We start from the raw sequence: 15284 nt of genomic DNA on the forward strand, positions 1-15284 counted from the left end.
ATCGAACACCGGAAGTTTAGGAAGTCCGGCCAGTGACGAGTGCCGTGATATCCTGTGCGACTCACGGACCCGTCACTCACGCCATCGCATGAACCTCGAGCTGCGCCAGCTGCGCTATTTCGTCACCGTCGCCGAGGAATTGCACTTCGGCCGCGCGGCGGCGCGCCTGCACATGACGCAGCCGCCGCTGTCGCAGGCGATCGCCGCTTTCGAGGAGGGTCTCGGCACGCCGCTGTTCATGCGCAACCGGCGCATGGTCGAACTGACGCCGGCCGGCCACGCCCTGCTGCCGGAAGCGCGCCGCCTGCTGCTCGAGGCTTCCGCCCTGCCCGCGCTGGCGCGCCGCGCCGCGCTGGGCGAAACCGGCCGCCTGGCGCTGGCCTTCGTCACCTCGGCCGACTACAGCGTGCTGCCGCCCTTCCTGCGCCGCTACAGCGAACGCTACCCGGGCGTGCACCTGCGCCTGCAGGAAGCGACCTCGGACGTGCAGATCGAGGAACTGCTGGCCGGCCGCATCGACGCCGGCCTCCTGATTCCGCCGCTGCCGGACAAGGCCCAGGCCGAACTCGACTACATGAAGGTGCTCGAGGAGCCGCTGGTGCTGTGCGCGCCGGGCGGCCTGCTCGCGCGCGCGGGCGCGGGCACGGATGCACCCGTGCGCCTGCAGGACCTGCCGCACCTGCCGCTGATCATCTTCCCGCGCGAGGTGTCGCCGGGACTGCACGACGCCATCCTGTCGTGCTTCCATGCGGCCGGGCTGGCGCCCGCGATCGGCCAGCAGGCGATCCAGATGCAGACCATCGTCAGCCTCGTGTCGGCCGGCATGGGCTTGGCACTTGTGCCACAATCGGTCTGCAACCTGATGCGCCCGGGCGTAGAATACCGTGCCCTCGCCGGCCCGACACCATTGGTCGAAACCGGCATCGCATGGCGCCGCGATAATCCGTCGCCGGTGCTCGAGGGCTTTCTGGAATTACTGAGGACAACTTAATATGATTCATCATCCGCGACCGAATCCGATCGCGTTCAGCATTGGCCCCGTCGACATCCATTGGTACGGCATCATGTACGTGCTGGCCTTTGCCCTGTTCATCATCCTGGGGCGTGTGCGCATCCGTACCCAGCCGCATGTGCAGGCGCAGGGCTGGACCAATTCCGACCTCGACGACATGCTGTTCTACGGGATGCTCGGCGTCGTGATCGGCGGGCGCCTGGGCGAGGTGCTGTTCTACCGCCCCGACTATTATTTCTCGCACCCGCTCGAGATCCTGCAAACCTGGCATGGCGGCATGTCCTACCACGGCGGCTTCATCGGCGTGCTGATCGCGATGGCGCTGTGGGCCAGCAAGCGCAAGCGCAACCTGCTCGACGTGTACGACTTCATCGCGCCGATGGTGCCGATCGGCTATGCCTGCGGCCGCCTGGGCAACTTCATCAACGCCGAACTGCCGGGCCGCATGGCCGATCCCTCGCTGCCCTGGGCCATGGAGTGGCCGGGCATCACCGATCACCTGGTGCATCCGTCGCCGCTGTACCAGATGCTCATCGACGGCATCCTGGTCTTCGTCATCATGTGGATCTTCGCGCGCAAACCGCGTCCGCGCCTGGCCGTGGGCGCGCTGTACACCACGCTGTACGGCTGCGCGCGCTTCTTCACGGAATGGTTCCGCGTGCCCGACTGGGAAACCCACGTGTTCGGCCTGCCGATCACCTCGGGCCAGGTGCTGTCGCTGCCGATGATCGTGGCCGGCCTCATCATGCTGTTCTGGGCGTATTCGAGCGGAAACCGCCAGCCGGCCCACGCTTGAGCGGACTCAGGCCGCGGTGTCGAGCGCGGCCCCGGCCTCGATCCCGGCCATCTCCAGGATCTTGTTCCACTGCCCCGGCGTGACCGGGGACACCGACAGCCGGCTGCCCTTCTGCAGCAGCACCATCTCTTCCAGTTCGGGCACCCCGCGCAGCCCGGTCAAGGGCAGGTAGCGGCCCTGGGCCACCGCCGTCACGTCGACCGAGATCCAGCGCGGATTCTCCGGCGTCGCCTTCGGATCGAAATACGGACTGCCCGCATCGAACTGCGACGCATCCGGATACGCCGTGCTGGCGACGCGCGCGACGCCGGCCACGCCCGGCAGGGCGCAGCTCGAGTGGTAGAACAGGATGCCGTCGCCGACCTGCATCTGGTCGCGCATGAAATTGCGGGCCTGGTAGTTGCGTACCCCGAACCAGGCGACCGTGCGTTGCGGCGCCGCCAGAACGTCTTCGAAACTGACTTCGTCGGGTTCGGATTTCATCAGCCAGTAGCGCATGCACACTCCAATGGACTAATAAAAAAACAAATAAAAAAGCGGTTGCGCACGCGTCGCAACCGCTTCTGGAATGTAGCCCCGCATGTGCCGTTATTGCCGGCATCCCGAACCAAAAGGCTCAAGGTGGTCACAGTCAGCTCAATTTCGGGTTCGTCAGACAAGTGACGATCGCGCCCACCAAGCATATTCCGCAACCTATGCGAATGAATGGTTCAAGGAATATATGACAAATCTCGAACACCGCAGGGTAGACGCCAGTTTACTACGATGAACTTCCTTGTCAAACGAATTCGGTTCACAAGGACTTCGAAAACCGTCGCGAGCGGCAGCAATGGCGGTCAAGAGGCGCAGCTGTACGGACGTACAGCCGGTGCGCCGCTGCGGCGCCTCGCAGGGCTCGGCGCCTCCACCGCCATTGCAACGCGCAGCAGGCTTGCGAGGTTCTTGTCAGGACAAATTCCCTTGCGGCGCCAGGGCCTGGTCCAGCACCTGGTGCATCGCGTCCAGCTTGTGCTTGACTTCCAGGATGGTCAGATCGGACAGCGGCCCTTGCGGCGATTTGACCGACAGGAATTCTGCCGCCACCGACAGCGCGGCCATCACGGCGATGCGGTCGGTGCCCTTGACCTTGCCCGAGTCGCGCAGGGCGCACATCTTACCGTCGAGATATTGCACGGCTTCGCGCAGCGTCTTCTGCTCGCCTTCCTTGCACGCCAGGCGGTAGGACTGGCCCATGATGAGGACGTCAAGTTGGATCATCGGCTGGCCTCGTTGATGTCTAGGTCGGTCGCGGAAGCGTCGGGGGCCGCGCCATCGTCGGCGCTGTCGTCGGACTGGGGCTCGAGCTGGACCAGCAGCGCTTCGACGCGGCGCTGGGCTTCGATCAGCCGGTGCTTGAAATCGACGTTCTCGGCGCTGAGCAGCGCGTTGGCCTGGCGCAGCAGATAGTTCTCGCTGCGCAGCGATTGCGCCAGCTGGGCGAGCCGGTCGATTTTATCGGAGAGGTCTTGGAATTCGGAAATCATTCATAACTATAGGATCGAGTCGAATACCCCGTCAACAGAATCACGATTGCCTATGCACCGTGACTACCGATCGTGCGCACACCCCGCCGGATAGGTGGTAGTCTGTCGGGCTTATGTGTTCGCCAATCGCGAACGTCCCATCGCTTGAGGCAGGCTGCACAAGCTGCGTGTCTCGGTATTGCGGCAAGTCGACAACATCGCTTGATAACTCTCAAAAAAGTCTTGTCAATCTCGAAGACAGCGGCTTGAAATGGGGTGTTATCGTCCCTATAATTAGCACTCGTTAGCGGGGAGTGCTAACAATTTTCCCGAATCGTCTTATTCAGTCCAAACCAAAAGGAGTTTTGCATGAACCTTCGCCCATTGCACGATCGCGTTATCGTGAAGCGTCTCGACCAGGAAACCAAAACTGCGTCCGGCCTGATCATCCCTGATGCGGCCGCCGAGAAGCCGGATCAAGGTGAAGTGCTGGCCGTGGGCAACGGCAAAGTCCAAGAAAACGGCAACGTCCGTCCGCTGGAAGTCAAAGTCGGCGACCGCGTCCTGTTCGGCAAGTACTCGGGCCAGACCGTCAAGGTCAACGGCGACGAGCTGCTGGTCATGCGCGAAGAAGACATCATGGCCGTCGTGGCCCAGTAATCCAGTCCAATACGAACGGAGAAATAACAAATGGCAGCTAAAGATGTAGTGTTCGGCGACGTAGCACGCGCCAAGATGGTCGAGGGTGTCAACATCCTGGCCAACGCAGTCAAAGTCACCCTGGGCCCGAAAGGCCGCAACGTGGTGCTCGAGCGTTCGTTCGGCGCCCCGACCGTCACCAAGGACGGCGTCTCGGTCGCAAAAGAGATCGAACTGAAAGACAAGCTCATGAACATGGGCGCGCAGATGGTGAAGGAAGTCGCCTCCAAGACCAGCGACAACGCCGGTGACGGCACCACCACCGCGACCGTGCTGGCGCAAGCCATCGTGCGCGAAGGCATGAAATTCGTTGCCGCCGGCATGAACCCGATGGACCTGAAGCGCGGCATCGACAAGGCCGTCGCCGCCACCGTCGAAGAACTGAAGAAAATCGCCAAGCCGACCACCACCTCGAAAGAGATCGCCCAGGTCGGCACCATCTCGGCCAACTCGGACGCATCGGTCGGCGAGCGCATCGCCGAGGCGATGGAAAAAGTCGGCAAGGAAGGCGTCATCACCGTCGAAGACGGCAAGTCGCTGAACGACGAGCTGGACATCGTCGAAGGTATGCAATTCGACCGCGGCTACCTGTCGCCGTACTTCATCAACAACCCGGACAAGCAGGTTGCCGTTCACGAAAGCCCGTTCGTCCTGCTGTGCGACAAGAAGATCGCCAACATCCGTGACCTGCTGCCGGTGCTGGAGCAAGTTGCGAAGGCCGGCCGTCCGCTGGTCATCATCGCCGAAGACATCGAAGGCGAAGCGCTGGCGACCCTGGTCGTCAACAACATCCGCGGCATCCTGAAGACCGTCGCAGTGAAAGCCCCGGGCTTCGGCGACCGTCGCAAGGCCATGCTGGAAGACATCGCCATCCTGACCGGCGGCCAGGTGATCGCCGAAGAAGTCGGCATGACGCTGGAAAAAGTCACCCTGGCCGAACTGGGCCAGGCCAAGCGCATCGAAGTCGGCAAGGAAAACACCATCATCATCGACGGCGCCGGCCAGGCCGAATCGATCGAAGCGCGCGTCAAGATGGTGCGCGTGCAGATCGAAGAAGCGACCTCGGACTACGACCGTGAAAAACTGCAAGAGCGCGTGGCCAAGCTGGCCGGCGGCGTTGCCGTGATCCGCGTCGGTGCAGCCACCGAAGTCGAGATGAAAGAGAAGAAAGCACGCGTGGAAGACGCGCTGCACGCCACCCGCGCTGCCGTCGAAGAAGGCATCGTGCCGGGCGGCGGCGTGGCCCTGCTGCGCGCCCGCGCATCGATCCAGGTCAAGGGCGACAACCCTGACCAGGAAGCCGGCATCAAGATCGTGCTGCGCGCGATGGAAGAGCCGCTGCGCATGATCGTCCAGAACGCCGGCGAAGAGCCGTCGGTCGTCGTCTCGGCAGTCCTGGGCGGCACCGGCAACTACGGCTACAACGCCGCCAACGGCACCTATGGCGACATGGTCGAGATGGGCGTGCTGGATCCGGCCAAGGTCACCCGTTCGGCCCTGCAGAACGCAGCGTCGATCGCCGGCCTGATGCTGACCACCGACGCCATGGTCTCCGAGATCGTCGAAGACAAGCCGGCTGCCGGCGGCATGGGCGGTATGGGTGGCATGGGCGGCATGGGCATGGACGGCATGATGTAATTCACGCCGGTCGGCTCACAGCCAACCCGTAGCACCGGAAAGCCCGCAGGGTTCGCGCCCTGCGGGCTTTTTCATTTATTCACTGCCAATGTTCCGATGTAGCCAGGCAACACTCGGGATCGGATATCGACTTTTCCGGTTTCCTTGCGGCAATGCTGATTTATACTCGGGTTGCATTTGTACGTACGATCGGACCGCCACGCGCAGCCCGACTCGCCAACGCATCGTCACTACCGAATCGAACATGAACGTGAAGAATATGAAAGTCCGTACCCGGCTCGCGCTCGGTTACACCCTGGTCCTCCTGCTGCTGGCCGCGATCGTCGGGGTCGGCCTGGTCAACATGAAACGGATGCAGGACCAGACTTCGACCATTACCGACGTCAACAATATCCAGATCAGCCTGGTCAGCATGATCCAGGGCAGCCTGAGCGACCGCATGATCGCGCTGCGCAACCTGGTGATTTTCACGGACGCTGCCGACATGGCCAAGGAAGTGGGACAGCTGCGCGCGACCGAAGCCGTGTACCAGGATGCCATGGGCAAGCTGGACAAGACCTTCGAGGACCCTTCCACGTCGCCGGAAGAGCGGGCGTTTTCCAGGAAGCTGAAGGAGCAGCAGCTCGCGGCCGGCACGGCGATGGCGAAACTTGAAAAGCTGGGGCTGTCCAACCAGGACGAGGAGGCCACCCAGGTGCTCAAGAACGAGGTCGAGCCCCTGCAACGGGCCTGGCTCGACACCACGAAGCAGCTCGCGCACTGGGAAGAAAAGCTGAACGCCGACGCTGCGCACGACGCCAGCGCGGCCTATCACGCGGCCGTCTCGACCATGCTGGCCCTGCTGGTGGTCGCCATCGGCGTCGGCGCCGGCGCGGCTGCGCTCGTGACCCGCTCCCTGCTCCAGCAGCTCGGCGGCGAGCCGGACCTGGCGGCGCAGGTGGCCACCAGCATCGCGGCCGGCGACCTGACGGTCGAGGTGCCGGTCAAGGCCAACGACAAAGGCAGCCTGATGCTGGCCATGCGCGACATGCGCGACAAGCTGTCGGCGATCGTCACCGAAGTGCGCACCGGCACCGACACGATCGCCACCGCGGCCGGCCAGGTCTCGGCCGGCAACCTGGATCTGTCCGCACGCACCGAGCAGCAAGCCGGCGCGCTGGAAGAGACGGCCTCGTCGATGGAAGAGCTGACCTCGACCGTGCGCCAGAACGCCGAGAATGCTCAGCAGGCCAATACGATGGCGGCCTCGGCTTCGGAAGCGGCGCAGCAAGGCGGCGCCATCGTCGCCCAGGTGGTGGACACGATGAATGCCATCGACGCGTCGGCCAAGAAGATCGTCGACATCATTTCGGTCATCGACGGCATCGCCTTCCAGACCAACATCCTGGCGCTGAACGCCGCCGTCGAAGCGGCCAGGGCCGGCGAACAGGGCCGCGGCTTTGCCGTGGTCGCGGGCGAGGTCCGCAACCTGGCGCACCGCGCCGGTTCGGCCGCCAAGGAAATCAAGGCGCTGATCGACGATTCGGTCCATAAAGTCGGCATCGGATCGAGCCTGGTCGCGAATGCCGGGACCACGATGGGCGACATCGTCGGACGGGTCAAGGGCGTGACCGACGTCATGGCCGAGATCTCGGCCGCCAGCCGCGAGCAAAGCAGCGGCATCGACCAGGTGAACACGGCGATCGCCCAGATGGACGAAGTCACGCAGCAGAACGCCGCCCTGGTCGAGGAAGCGAGCGCGGCGTCGCAGTCGATGCGCGACCAGGCCGCCCGGCTGGCCGAGGTGGTCGGCATCTTCAGGCTGGCGCATGGCGTCGCGCCGGCCAGTCCGGCTCGCGTGCCGGCGCCGGCACACCGGACTGCCCCGCCACCGCCGCGGCCACCCAGGCTGGCTGCCGCAACGGCAGGCAGCCAGGCCGACTGGGAACAGTTCTGACCCGGCGCCATCCAGGCGCCCGTTGACAAGCCCGCAGGGTTCGCGCCCTGCGGGCTTTTTGTTTACGTGCACGTCCCCGTGCGCCCACGCGCGCGTCCGTGCGCCTGCGCGCGCGCGAGGGCGGCATACTGGGGGCTGCTTGTTCGATACGAACGGAGGAAGCATGACAGCAGTCAACCTGGATGAATTGGCCCACGCGGCCCTGATCGTCGACGATGGCGAAGGCAGCGCAAAGGCGCTGGTCGCGCGCGACACCGGCATGATCCACCTGCTCAACGACGAGTACATGGACGAGGAGGCGCCGCTGCCGGCCGACGTCGAGGCCGAAGGCAACTACGTCAGCGTGCCGGCGGCGGGCGAACTCGGCCTGGGCGACGAGCTGGTGCTGCGCTTCGCGGCCCAGCACCTGGCCGGCGACCAGGCCGGCGTGCGCGAGATGCTGCGCACCGACGACGTCGACGGCTTCGAGCGGCTGCTCGAGGAACGCGACGCTGCCGAGGCCTGGGAGCGTTTTCGCACCGAAGAGACCGAGACGGCGCTGCGGCGCTGGTGCGAGCAGCACGGCTTGCAGGCCGAGGGCCACCCCGGCTGAGCTGCAGCCCGGTACGGCTGAATCCGGTCCCTCATCCGACCGGCTGGGTAGGGTCTCGCTGATCGGACCCAGCAAGACTTTACTTCCTCCAGTGCCCGCCCCATCATGCATGTCATCCGGACAAGTCAGTCCAACAAGGAACATGCATGCAATCAACTACTTCCGCGACATCGACCTCTTCGACCCTGGCCACCGTCCTGCGCGTCACCAGCGGCAATTTTCTGGAGATGTTCGATTTCTTCCTGTACGGCTTTTACGCCACCTACATCGCCGCCACCTTCTTCCCCTCGCATAACGAATACGCATCGCTGATGCTGACCTTCGTCACCTTCGGCGCCGGCTTCCTGATGCGTCCCCTGGGCGCGGTCATCCTCGGCGCATACATCGACCGCATCGGCCGCCGCAAGGGCTTGCTGCTGACGCTGACGATGATGGCGGCCGGCACCGTGCTGGTGGCGTGCGTGCCCGGGTATGCGACGATCGGCATCGCCGCGCCGCTGCTGGTGCTGGCCGGACGCCTGCTGCAGGGCTTTTCGGCGGGCGTGGAACTGGGCGGGGTCTCGGTCTACCTGTCCGAGATGGCGACGCCGGGCCACAAGGGCTTTTACGTCAGCTGGCAATCGGCCAGCCAGCAGGCCGCGATCATGGTCGCCGCCCTGCTCGGCTTCCTGCTCAACCGCACCATGGCGCCGCACGACATCGACACCTGGGGCTGGCGCGTGCCCTTCTTCATCGGCTGCATCATCGTCCCCTTCCTGTTCGTGATCCGCCGCTCGCTGCAGGAAACCGAAGCGTTCAAGGCCCGTGTCCATCGCCCGACCTTCCGGGAAATCCTGGCCTCGCTGGGCGTCAACTGGCGTGTCGTGCTGCTGGGCATGATGCTGACGGTGATGACCACGGTGTCGTTTTACCTGATCACGGTGTATGCGCCGACCTTCGGCAAGAAAGTGCTGAAGCTGAGCGCCGCCGACAGCCTGCTGGTCACCTTCTGCATCGGCCTGTCGAACTTTTTCTGGCTGCCGGTGATGGGCGCGCTGTCGGACCGCATCGGCCGCTGGCCGCTGCTGGTCACCTTCACCGTGCTGCCGATCCTGACCGCCCACCCGGTGCTGGCCTGGCTGGTGGCCCAGCCGACCTTCGCGCACATGCTGGAGGCCGAACTGTGGCTCTCCTTCATCTACGCCAGCTACAACGGCGCCACCGTGGTCGCGCTGACCGAGATCATGCCGCCGCAAGTGCGCACGGTCGGCTTTTCGCTGGCCTACAGCCTGGCGACGGCGATCTTCGGCGGTTTCACGCCGGTGGTGTCGACCTGGCTGATCGAGCGTACCGGCGACAAGGCCGCGCCCGGCTGGTGGATGGCCTTCGCCGCGGCCTGCGGCCTGATCGCCGCCGTGCTGCTGTACCGGCCGAAAGCCGGCGCCTCGCCCGCCCAGCCGGCCAATATCTGACGCTCACCGACGGAAAGTGACTGGAAGTAAGCGCGCGGCCTAACAGACACGCGCTCTCCAGCCGCCTAACGTTCATGAACTTTCAACCAGGGAGCGATCATGATCAAGGTGACGGGTTATGCGGCCAAGCATTCGTACAGCCGCCTGAAGAAATACGAATTCGAGCGCGAGGAAGCCAAGGGCCACGAGGTCGAGATCGACGTGCTGTACTGCGGCGTCTGCCATTCGGACATCCACCAGGTCAAGAACGAATGGTCGAACACGGTCTATCCCTGCGTGCCGGGACACGAGATCGTCGGGCGCGTGACGCGGGTCGGGCCGGCGGTGCGCAACCACCAGGTCGGCGACCTGGTCGGCGTGGGCTGCATGATCGACAGCTGCGGCAAGTGCGAAGCCTGCCAGCACGGCGACCAGAACTATTGCATGAGCCCGAACAGCTGGCTGGCCACCTACAACGGACCGATGCAGCCGAAGTCGAAGGTCGGCGAGAACATCTACGGCCGCGACAACACCTTCGGCGGCTATTCCAACATGCTGGTGGTCAAGGAAGACTTCGTGCTGAAGATCCCGCCGCAGCTCAAACCCGAGGTCGCCGCGCCGATCCTGTGCGCCGGCGTGACGACGTACTCGCCGATGAAACACTGGGGCGTCAAGGCCGGCGACAAGGTCGGCGTGATCGGCATGGGCGGCCTGGGCCACATGGCGGCCAAGGTGGCGCGCGCGCTGGGCGCCGAAGTCACGCTGTTCACCACGACACGCGAAAAGATCGACGAAGCGGCCAAGCTCGGCTTCAAGGCCGTGCTGGAAAGCGACAAGGCGGCGATGGGCGCGATCGAGGGCGAATTCGACTTCATGCTGTCGACCATCCCCGAAAAGCACGACCTCAATCCCTTCGTGAACATGCTCAAGCGCAATGCCGTGCTGACCGTGGTCGGCGCGCTCGAGCCGATGGCGGGGCTCGACAACATGCAGATGGCATTCAAGCGCCGCAGCGTGGCCGGCTCGCTGATCGGCAACATCGCCGAGACCCAGGAAGTGCTGGACCTGTGCGCCCAGCACGACATCGGCCCGGAGATCGAGATCATCCGCATCCAGGACATCAACGATGCCTACAAAAAGGTCGAGAACGGCGACGTGCGCTTCCGCTATGTGATCGACATGGCTTCGCTGAAGGAAGAGATGGCGGAATAAAGCCGAGCGGCTGCGCCGGCGCAAGGAGCGTGGTTTCCAGGCTCGACCGTTTATTGCCGCCTGGCCACGCATGGTTTAGACTGGCCCTTTGTTTTTCCAGGACTTTGCGCCATGTCTCTTCCATCGATCCGCTATGCGGGCGCCGCCCTCCTCGCGCTGGGGCTGCTCGTCGGCTGCAAAGGCGAAAAGCCCACCACGCCGCCGCCCAAGCCGGTAGCGGCGCCCGCGAGCGCGCCCAAGATCACGCGCGACCAGGCGATGGCCGAGCTGATGGCCCTGCCCGAGCTGAAAGCCTGGTCGGCGCAGATCGAAAAAGGCTCGCGCGGCCAGGCGCACGGCGCCGTGATCGAAGACGACCCGGCGCCGCGCATCCTCGACGGCAAGGCTTACTACCAGCTCAGCTTCGTCGAAAACCGCAAGCAGGACGTGCACCGCCGCGCCAGCTTCCTGGTGGCCCAGCAGGGCGACGATATCCTGGTCGAGGACGACGCGACCGATTCCGTGCAGTCGCTGGGCGAATGGCGGCGCAGTATCCGCAAGGTGGAACTGAAGTCGGGTTGATCTGCAAATGCTATAGTGCATCTCAAAAACGCAACGTCGACAGACGATTGCCCCAACGAGGAGATGCCCGATGCAAGTCCGTTCCCTGACCGCCCTGCTTGGCGCCTGCCTGCTCGGCGGCGCGCTGTCCGCAACATCGGCTCATGCGGCCGATACCGCCCCCGCCGCCGCACCGTCCGCATTCCACTGGCCGCACGGCGAACGCGCCGCCGTCAGCCTGTCCTACGACGATGCCCTCGGCTCCCAGCTCGACCACGCGATTCCCGCGCTCGACCGCGCCGGCCTCAAGGCCACGTTCTACCTGCAGCTGTCCAACCCCGCGGTGCGCAACCGCATGGCCGAGTGGCGCTCGGCCGCCGCGCGCGGGCACGAGCTGGGCAACCACACGCTGTTCCACCAATGCTCGAATCGCGTGCCCGGCCACGACTTCGTGCAGCCCGAGCGCAACCTCGACACCACGACCGTGGCCCAGATGCGCGACCAGGTGCTGCTCGCCAACACGATGCTGAACGCGCTCGACGGCCGCAGCGAACGCACCTTCACCGTGCCGTGTGGCGACCACATGGCGGTGGACGGGGACTACCTGCCGGCCGTCGCCTCGAGCTTCGTCGGGATCAAGATGCGCGAGGGCGACGCCGTGACCGGCTCGATGGCCGGCTTCGATCCGCGCGCCGTGACCGTGATGGCGCCGGTCGGCTTGAGCGGCCGGGAACTGATCGACATCGTCAAGCGCGCGGGTGCGCGCGGGACCATGGTCAACTTCACCTTCCACGGCGTGGGCGGCGACTACCTGACCACGTCGAATGCGGCCCACGAGGAACTGCTGGCCTTCCTGGCCGCGCACCGCGACGAATACTGGACCGACACCTTCTTGAACATCACGCGCTATGCCGGCGCGCAGCGGACGGTGGCGCCTCAGCGTTAGTGGCGTACGCGTTGCTTAGACTGCCGCAAGGCAGTGGGATTGATTCAACACAAACTGACTAGCGGCTAAAAAGCTTATTGTTGATCTGCCGCTGACCGTGAGTTCCAGCGCTCGTGTTTGCCAGTGTTCGTGCCGGCAAGCGCGGACGGTGGGACCACTCCTCCCCCGGTCGGCGGCGCCCTCCCCCGATCGGATTCCGGCTCAGTGGGCGATGGTTTGCGCGGACGGCAGGACACGGCCAAGGCGCATGATGCTCTTCCCCTCCGCCCAGCCCGCTCAGCGCACCGCCGACGGATCGAAATGCGGATTCTCGATCAGCCCGAACACGTTCCCGAACGGGTCCGTCAGCGCCGCCACCCGGATCCCATCGCCCACGTCCTGGATCGCCTCGTGTACGCCGGCGCCCAGCCCGACGATGCGCGCAAAATCCGCCGCCATGTCGTCCACCGCCCAGTAGGCGATCCCGCCGGCGGCGCCCGGCGTACCGTCCGGCACCAGGCCGAGCTCGAAGCCGCCGATGGCAAAGCCGACATAGTACGGCTCGTCGAAATACGGGGCCGTGCCGAAGGCCTGGGTGAACCAGTCCTTCGCGCGCGCGAGGTCGGTGACGGGGTAGCTCACGGTGCGCAAGCCCTTGATCATGGCGTTCTCCTTCAAATGGTGGAACGCCATGATGGGATGGCCTGCGGTATCTGCATACCCATGAGGTTGACGATTGCCGAAGCGGGCGGGACGTGGCAGTTATCGTAAAAGACCGCTTGACCCGAAACGATTACGCATGTAATCATCCATTCAATTACAACTGTAAACGATACATTCGATGACTGACCTGCCCGCCATTAGCCAAGCCGAGTCGCTCGTCATGGAAGTGCTGTGGAACCGTTCGCCGCAGACTACCGACGAGATCGTCGCCGCGCTCGCCGCCAGCACCGACTGGCAGGAGCCGACCATCAAGACCTTCCTGAACCGCCTGCTGAAAAAGGGCGCCGTCCGCGCCGAACAGCATGGGCGGCGCTACCAGTACTCCGCGGTGCTCCAGCGCGCCGACTGGGTCGACAGCGAAAGCCGCTCGGTGCTGGGACGGCTGTTCGGCGGCCGCGTGGCGCCGCTGGTCGCGCACTTCAGCGAACGCCAGCAGCTCAGCCCAGAAGACCTGGCCGAGCTGCGCAAGCTGATTGACAGGCTCGATCCGTGAGCGCGTTTTTACTCTCGATGCCGATATCGATGCTGCTGGCGCGGCTGGTGACGGCCACGCTGGCGTTCACGCTACTGGCCGGATTGCTGGTCTTGTGCCGCGTGCGTTTGCGCGAGCGCATCGGCGCAGAAACCGTGTATGCGCTCTGGCTGATGGTGCCGATCGGCGTGGCGTTGTGTGGCTGGCCGGTGCATCGCGTACTCGTGCATGCGCCACTGCCCACGCCGGCAACGGCGCCGTTCGTGTCGCTGTCGACGATGTCGGCCGCGTCCGTCGACGTGGCCTTGCCCATCGCCCAGTGCCTGCTGGCGTTGTGGCTGACGGGGGCGCTGGCAAGCGCATGGGTATTCATGCGGCGCCAGCATGCGCTGGTGCGTGCGCTCGGACCGCTGCGCCGGCTCGACCACGCCGTCGACATCCGCGTGAGCGCCCGCGCCAATGTCGGCCCGCTGCTGCTCGGTCTGCTCCGCCCGGGCATCGTGCTGCCGCTCGACTACGCCGTGCGCTACACGCTCGAGGAGCAAGCCGCAATCCTGGCCCACGAGCGTACCCACCGCCGGCGCGGCGACTTGTGGTGGAATGCACTGGCGGCGCTGCTGCGCTGCCTGTTCTGGTTCCATCCGCTGGCCGCGCTCGCCCAGCGCCGCTTCCTGGCCGACCAGGAGCTGGCCTGCGACAGCGCGGTGCTGCGCCAGGGCCGTCATGCGCCGCGCACCTACGCCAATGCGCTGATGAAGACCCAGCTCGGCCCCAGCTTGCCGCTCGGCTGCAGCATGCTGAGCAACTCGCCAATCCATGAGCGCATCCTGAATTTGCAGCGCACACCGGCGCCGCGCCGCGTGCGCCTGGCGACCGCGCTGGTGCTGCTCGCGCTGGCGGCAGCCGGCGCGCGCCTGGCCTGGAGCGCTTCGCTCGACCTCGTGCCCGCGCTGCCTGCCGCCGATGCGGGCGAAGGACAGACTCTGCTCAAGGTGAGCACCGACCTGTCCATCGACGGCGCCGCGGTGCGCCACGACGAAACCACCACGACCGGCCCGGTGCACCTCGATGGCCTACGCGATGAGGACGGCCGCGCCTGCAGCGCCGACCTGCTGGCCACACGCCCGCGCGGCCGGCAGGCGGATGAGGTCGACCTGCACATGCGCCTGGTCTGCGACGGCCAGCCGGCCGCCAATCCACGCCTGCTGACGCGCCTCGGCCAGCCGGCGACGGTGGCGATCGGCACGGCCCTGCCCCGGCCGGACGGCCGCATCTCGAGCACTCGCGGCTTCCGGCTTACGGTCCGCGTCGATCCAGCCTGACCCCCTCCACCCTTGAAAGGACATCATGCACACGACCTCTCTATTCCAGCCGCGCCGTCTCAAGACCTTCATCACCCTCGCCTGCGCGCTCGCGGGCGTCACGTGGGCACACGCGTATGCGCGCGAGGACGCGCGCGCGACGACGACCGCGCACACCTATGGCGTGCAAATGCAGCTGACAGTGCACGGCCTGGCCAGTGCGCCGCTGTTGACGGTGGAAGAGGACAAGCCGTTCGCCGTCGGCGGGGACGATGGCGGCAAGCCCTGGCGCGCCGAGTTCACGCTCAGCCGCATGCACGGCCCCGACGCCGGCGGCGCCAAGCCCACGGTGCGCCTGGCCGGCAGCATCGTTGAAGACGGCAAGATACTCGCCAGGCCGGCGTTGGTCGGCCTGCCCGGCGAACGCATGGCGGTCAAGATCGGCGACGACGTCAAGCTGGCATTCGTCGTGAACGACCTGACGCCGTAATCGAGCCTGGCGCGCC

The 15284-nt window shown here is 65.3% G+C and carries 17 protein-coding genes and 1 other RNA gene; 13 read left to right on the top strand and 5 right to left on the bottom strand.

Annotation, left to right across the window (positions count from 1 at the left end; all coding sequences use genetic code 11):
* The first annotated feature begins 88 nt into the window (after positions 1–88).
* Positions 89–991, top strand: coding sequence for a LysR family transcriptional regulator (locus tag FA90_RS14175; RefSeq protein WP_036169724.1), 903 nt, complete (start codon positions 89–91; stop codon positions 989–991).
* A gap of 1 nt (position 992) precedes the next feature.
* A complete protein-coding gene (gene lgt, locus FA90_RS14180; RefSeq protein ID WP_036169727.1) occupies positions 993–1808 on the top strand; it encodes a prolipoprotein diacylglyceryl transferase in 816 nt (271 codons plus the stop codon).
* 6 nt (positions 1809–1814) lie between these two features.
* Here the strand turns inward: lgt and FA90_RS14185 are convergent, their stop codons facing one another.
* From FA90_RS14185 to FA90_RS14195, 4 genes are all read right to left on the bottom strand, one after another.
* Complete coding sequence (locus tag FA90_RS14185; protein ID WP_036169729.1) at positions 1815–2306, bottom strand: EVE domain-containing protein; 492 nt, start codon at positions 2304–2306, stop codon at positions 1815–1817.
* A 71-nt stretch (positions 2307–2377) separates the two neighbouring features.
* A non-coding RNA gene (gene ssrS / locus FA90_RS25745) (6S RNA) lies at positions 2378–2558 on the bottom strand.
* 195 nt (positions 2559–2753) lie between these two features.
* Positions 2754–3065, bottom strand: coding sequence for a cell division protein ZapA (locus tag FA90_RS14190; RefSeq protein WP_036169731.1), 312 nt, complete (start codon positions 3063–3065; stop codon positions 2754–2756).
* Positions 3062–3331 (bottom strand): hypothetical protein, encoded by a 270-nt coding sequence (locus tag FA90_RS14195; protein ID WP_036169733.1) that lies wholly within the window; start codon positions 3329–3331, stop codon positions 3062–3064. The genes FA90_RS14190 and FA90_RS14195 overlap by 4 nt, the downstream gene beginning before the upstream one ends.
* Positions 3332–3679: 348 nt before the next feature.
* Between FA90_RS14195 and groES the strand changes: the two genes are divergently transcribed.
* From groES to FA90_RS14235, 8 genes are all read left to right on the top strand, one after another.
* Entirely contained in the window at positions 3680–3970 is a 291-nt protein-coding gene (gene groES / locus FA90_RS14200; RefSeq protein WP_036169735.1) for a co-chaperone GroES, read from the top strand.
* Positions 3971–4000: 30 nt separating this feature from the next.
* Positions 4001–5647: a chaperonin GroEL gene (gene groL, locus FA90_RS14205; RefSeq protein ID WP_036169738.1), complete on the top strand. Its 1647-nt coding sequence runs from the start codon at positions 4001–4003 to the stop codon at positions 5645–5647.
* A 259-nt stretch (positions 5648–5906) separates the two neighbouring features.
* Positions 5907–7583: a methyl-accepting chemotaxis protein gene (locus FA90_RS27530; protein WP_036175711.1), complete on the top strand. Its 1677-nt coding sequence runs from the start codon at positions 5907–5909 to the stop codon at positions 7581–7583.
* 163 nt (positions 7584–7746) lie between these two features.
* Positions 7747–8175, top strand: a complete 429-nt coding sequence (locus FA90_RS14215) for a hypothetical protein (RefSeq protein WP_036169740.1) — start codon at positions 7747–7749, stop codon at positions 8173–8175.
* Positions 8176–8321: 146 nt separating this feature from the next.
* Complete coding sequence (locus tag FA90_RS14220; RefSeq protein ID WP_036169741.1) at positions 8322–9626, top strand: MFS transporter; 1305 nt, start codon at positions 8322–8324, stop codon at positions 9624–9626.
* Positions 9627–9725: 99 nt separating this feature from the next.
* The gene (locus tag FA90_RS14225) at positions 9726–10817 is read left to right on the top strand and encodes an NAD(P)-dependent alcohol dehydrogenase (RefSeq protein ID WP_036169743.1); all 1092 of its coding nucleotides are present in this window, start codon (positions 9726–9728) and stop codon (positions 10815–10817) included.
* A gap of 111 nt (positions 10818–10928) precedes the next feature.
* Positions 10929–11378 (top strand): hypothetical protein, encoded by a 450-nt coding sequence (locus FA90_RS14230; RefSeq protein ID WP_036169744.1) that lies wholly within the window; start codon positions 10929–10931, stop codon positions 11376–11378.
* A 70-nt stretch (positions 11379–11448) separates the two neighbouring features.
* Positions 11449–12303: a polysaccharide deacetylase family protein gene (locus tag FA90_RS14235; RefSeq protein ID WP_081933857.1), complete on the top strand. Its 855-nt coding sequence runs from the start codon at positions 11449–11451 to the stop codon at positions 12301–12303.
* Between the two features lie 276 nt (positions 12304–12579).
* On the opposite strand, the gene FA90_RS14240 is transcribed toward FA90_RS14235, so the two are convergent.
* Entirely contained in the window at positions 12580–12945 is a 366-nt protein-coding gene (locus FA90_RS14240; RefSeq protein WP_036175717.1) for a VOC family protein, read from the bottom strand.
* 178 nt (positions 12946–13123) lie between these two features.
* Here FA90_RS14240 and FA90_RS14245 point away from each other — a divergent pair, with 178 nt between their 5' ends.
* From FA90_RS14245 to FA90_RS14255, 3 genes are read left to right on the top strand one after another with little or no spacing between them, the layout of a single operon-like run.
* A complete protein-coding gene (locus FA90_RS14245; protein WP_036169746.1) occupies positions 13124–13498 on the top strand; it encodes a BlaI/MecI/CopY family transcriptional regulator in 375 nt (124 codons plus the stop codon).
* Positions 13495–14799, top strand: coding sequence for a M56 family metallopeptidase (locus tag FA90_RS14250; RefSeq protein WP_156116708.1), 1305 nt, complete (start codon positions 13495–13497; stop codon positions 14797–14799). The genes FA90_RS14245 and FA90_RS14250 overlap by 4 nt, the downstream gene beginning before the upstream one ends.
* A gap of 25 nt (positions 14800–14824) precedes the next feature.
* Entirely contained in the window at positions 14825–15268 is a 444-nt protein-coding gene (locus FA90_RS14255; protein ID WP_036169748.1) for a hypothetical protein, read from the top strand.
* Positions 15269–15284 lie beyond the last annotated feature (16 nt).

This window comes from Massilia sp. 9096 (assembly GCF_000745265.1).
Lineage (GTDB): Bacteria > Pseudomonadota > Gammaproteobacteria > Burkholderiales > Burkholderiaceae_D > Telluria.

What these genes read in the sequence shown, in the direction of transcription:
- FA90_RS14175 (WP_036169724.1), top strand. Translation starts at nt 89, where the DNA reads ATGAACCTCGAGCTGCGCCAGCTGCGCTATTTCGTCACCGTCGCCGAG.
- lgt (WP_036169727.1), top strand. Translation starts at nt 993, where the DNA reads ATGATTCATCATCCGCGACCGAATCCGATCGCGTTCAGCATTGGCCCC.
- FA90_RS14185 (WP_036169729.1), bottom strand. Translation starts at nt 2,306, where the DNA reads ATGCGCTACTGGCTGATGAAATCCGAACCCGACGAAGTCAGTTTCGAA.
- FA90_RS14190 (WP_036169731.1), bottom strand. Translation starts at nt 3,065, where the DNA reads ATGATCCAACTTGACGTCCTCATCATGGGCCAGTCCTACCGCCTGGCG.
- FA90_RS14195 (WP_036169733.1), bottom strand. Translation starts at nt 3,331, where the DNA reads ATGATTTCCGAATTCCAAGACCTCTCCGATAAAATCGACCGGCTCGCC.
- groES (WP_036169735.1), top strand. Translation starts at nt 3,680, where the DNA reads ATGAACCTTCGCCCATTGCACGATCGCGTTATCGTGAAGCGTCTCGAC.
- groL (WP_036169738.1), top strand. Translation starts at nt 4,001, where the DNA reads ATGGCAGCTAAAGATGTAGTGTTCGGCGACGTAGCACGCGCCAAGATG.
- FA90_RS27530 (WP_036175711.1), top strand. Translation starts at nt 5,907, where the DNA reads ATGAAAGTCCGTACCCGGCTCGCGCTCGGTTACACCCTGGTCCTCCTG.
- FA90_RS14215 (WP_036169740.1), top strand. Translation starts at nt 7,747, where the DNA reads ATGACAGCAGTCAACCTGGATGAATTGGCCCACGCGGCCCTGATCGTC.
- FA90_RS14220 (WP_036169741.1), top strand. Translation starts at nt 8,322, where the DNA reads ATGCAATCAACTACTTCCGCGACATCGACCTCTTCGACCCTGGCCACC.
- FA90_RS14225 (WP_036169743.1), top strand. Translation starts at nt 9,726, where the DNA reads ATGATCAAGGTGACGGGTTATGCGGCCAAGCATTCGTACAGCCGCCTG.
- FA90_RS14230 (WP_036169744.1), top strand. Translation starts at nt 10,929, where the DNA reads ATGTCTCTTCCATCGATCCGCTATGCGGGCGCCGCCCTCCTCGCGCTG.
- FA90_RS14235 (WP_081933857.1), top strand. Translation starts at nt 11,449, where the DNA reads ATGCAAGTCCGTTCCCTGACCGCCCTGCTTGGCGCCTGCCTGCTCGGC.
- FA90_RS14240 (WP_036175717.1), bottom strand. Translation starts at nt 12,945, where the DNA reads ATGATCAAGGGCTTGCGCACCGTGAGCTACCCCGTCACCGACCTCGCG.
- FA90_RS14245 (WP_036169746.1), top strand. Translation starts at nt 13,124, where the DNA reads ATGACTGACCTGCCCGCCATTAGCCAAGCCGAGTCGCTCGTCATGGAA.
- FA90_RS14255 (WP_036169748.1), top strand. Translation starts at nt 14,825, where the DNA reads ATGCACACGACCTCTCTATTCCAGCCGCGCCGTCTCAAGACCTTCATC.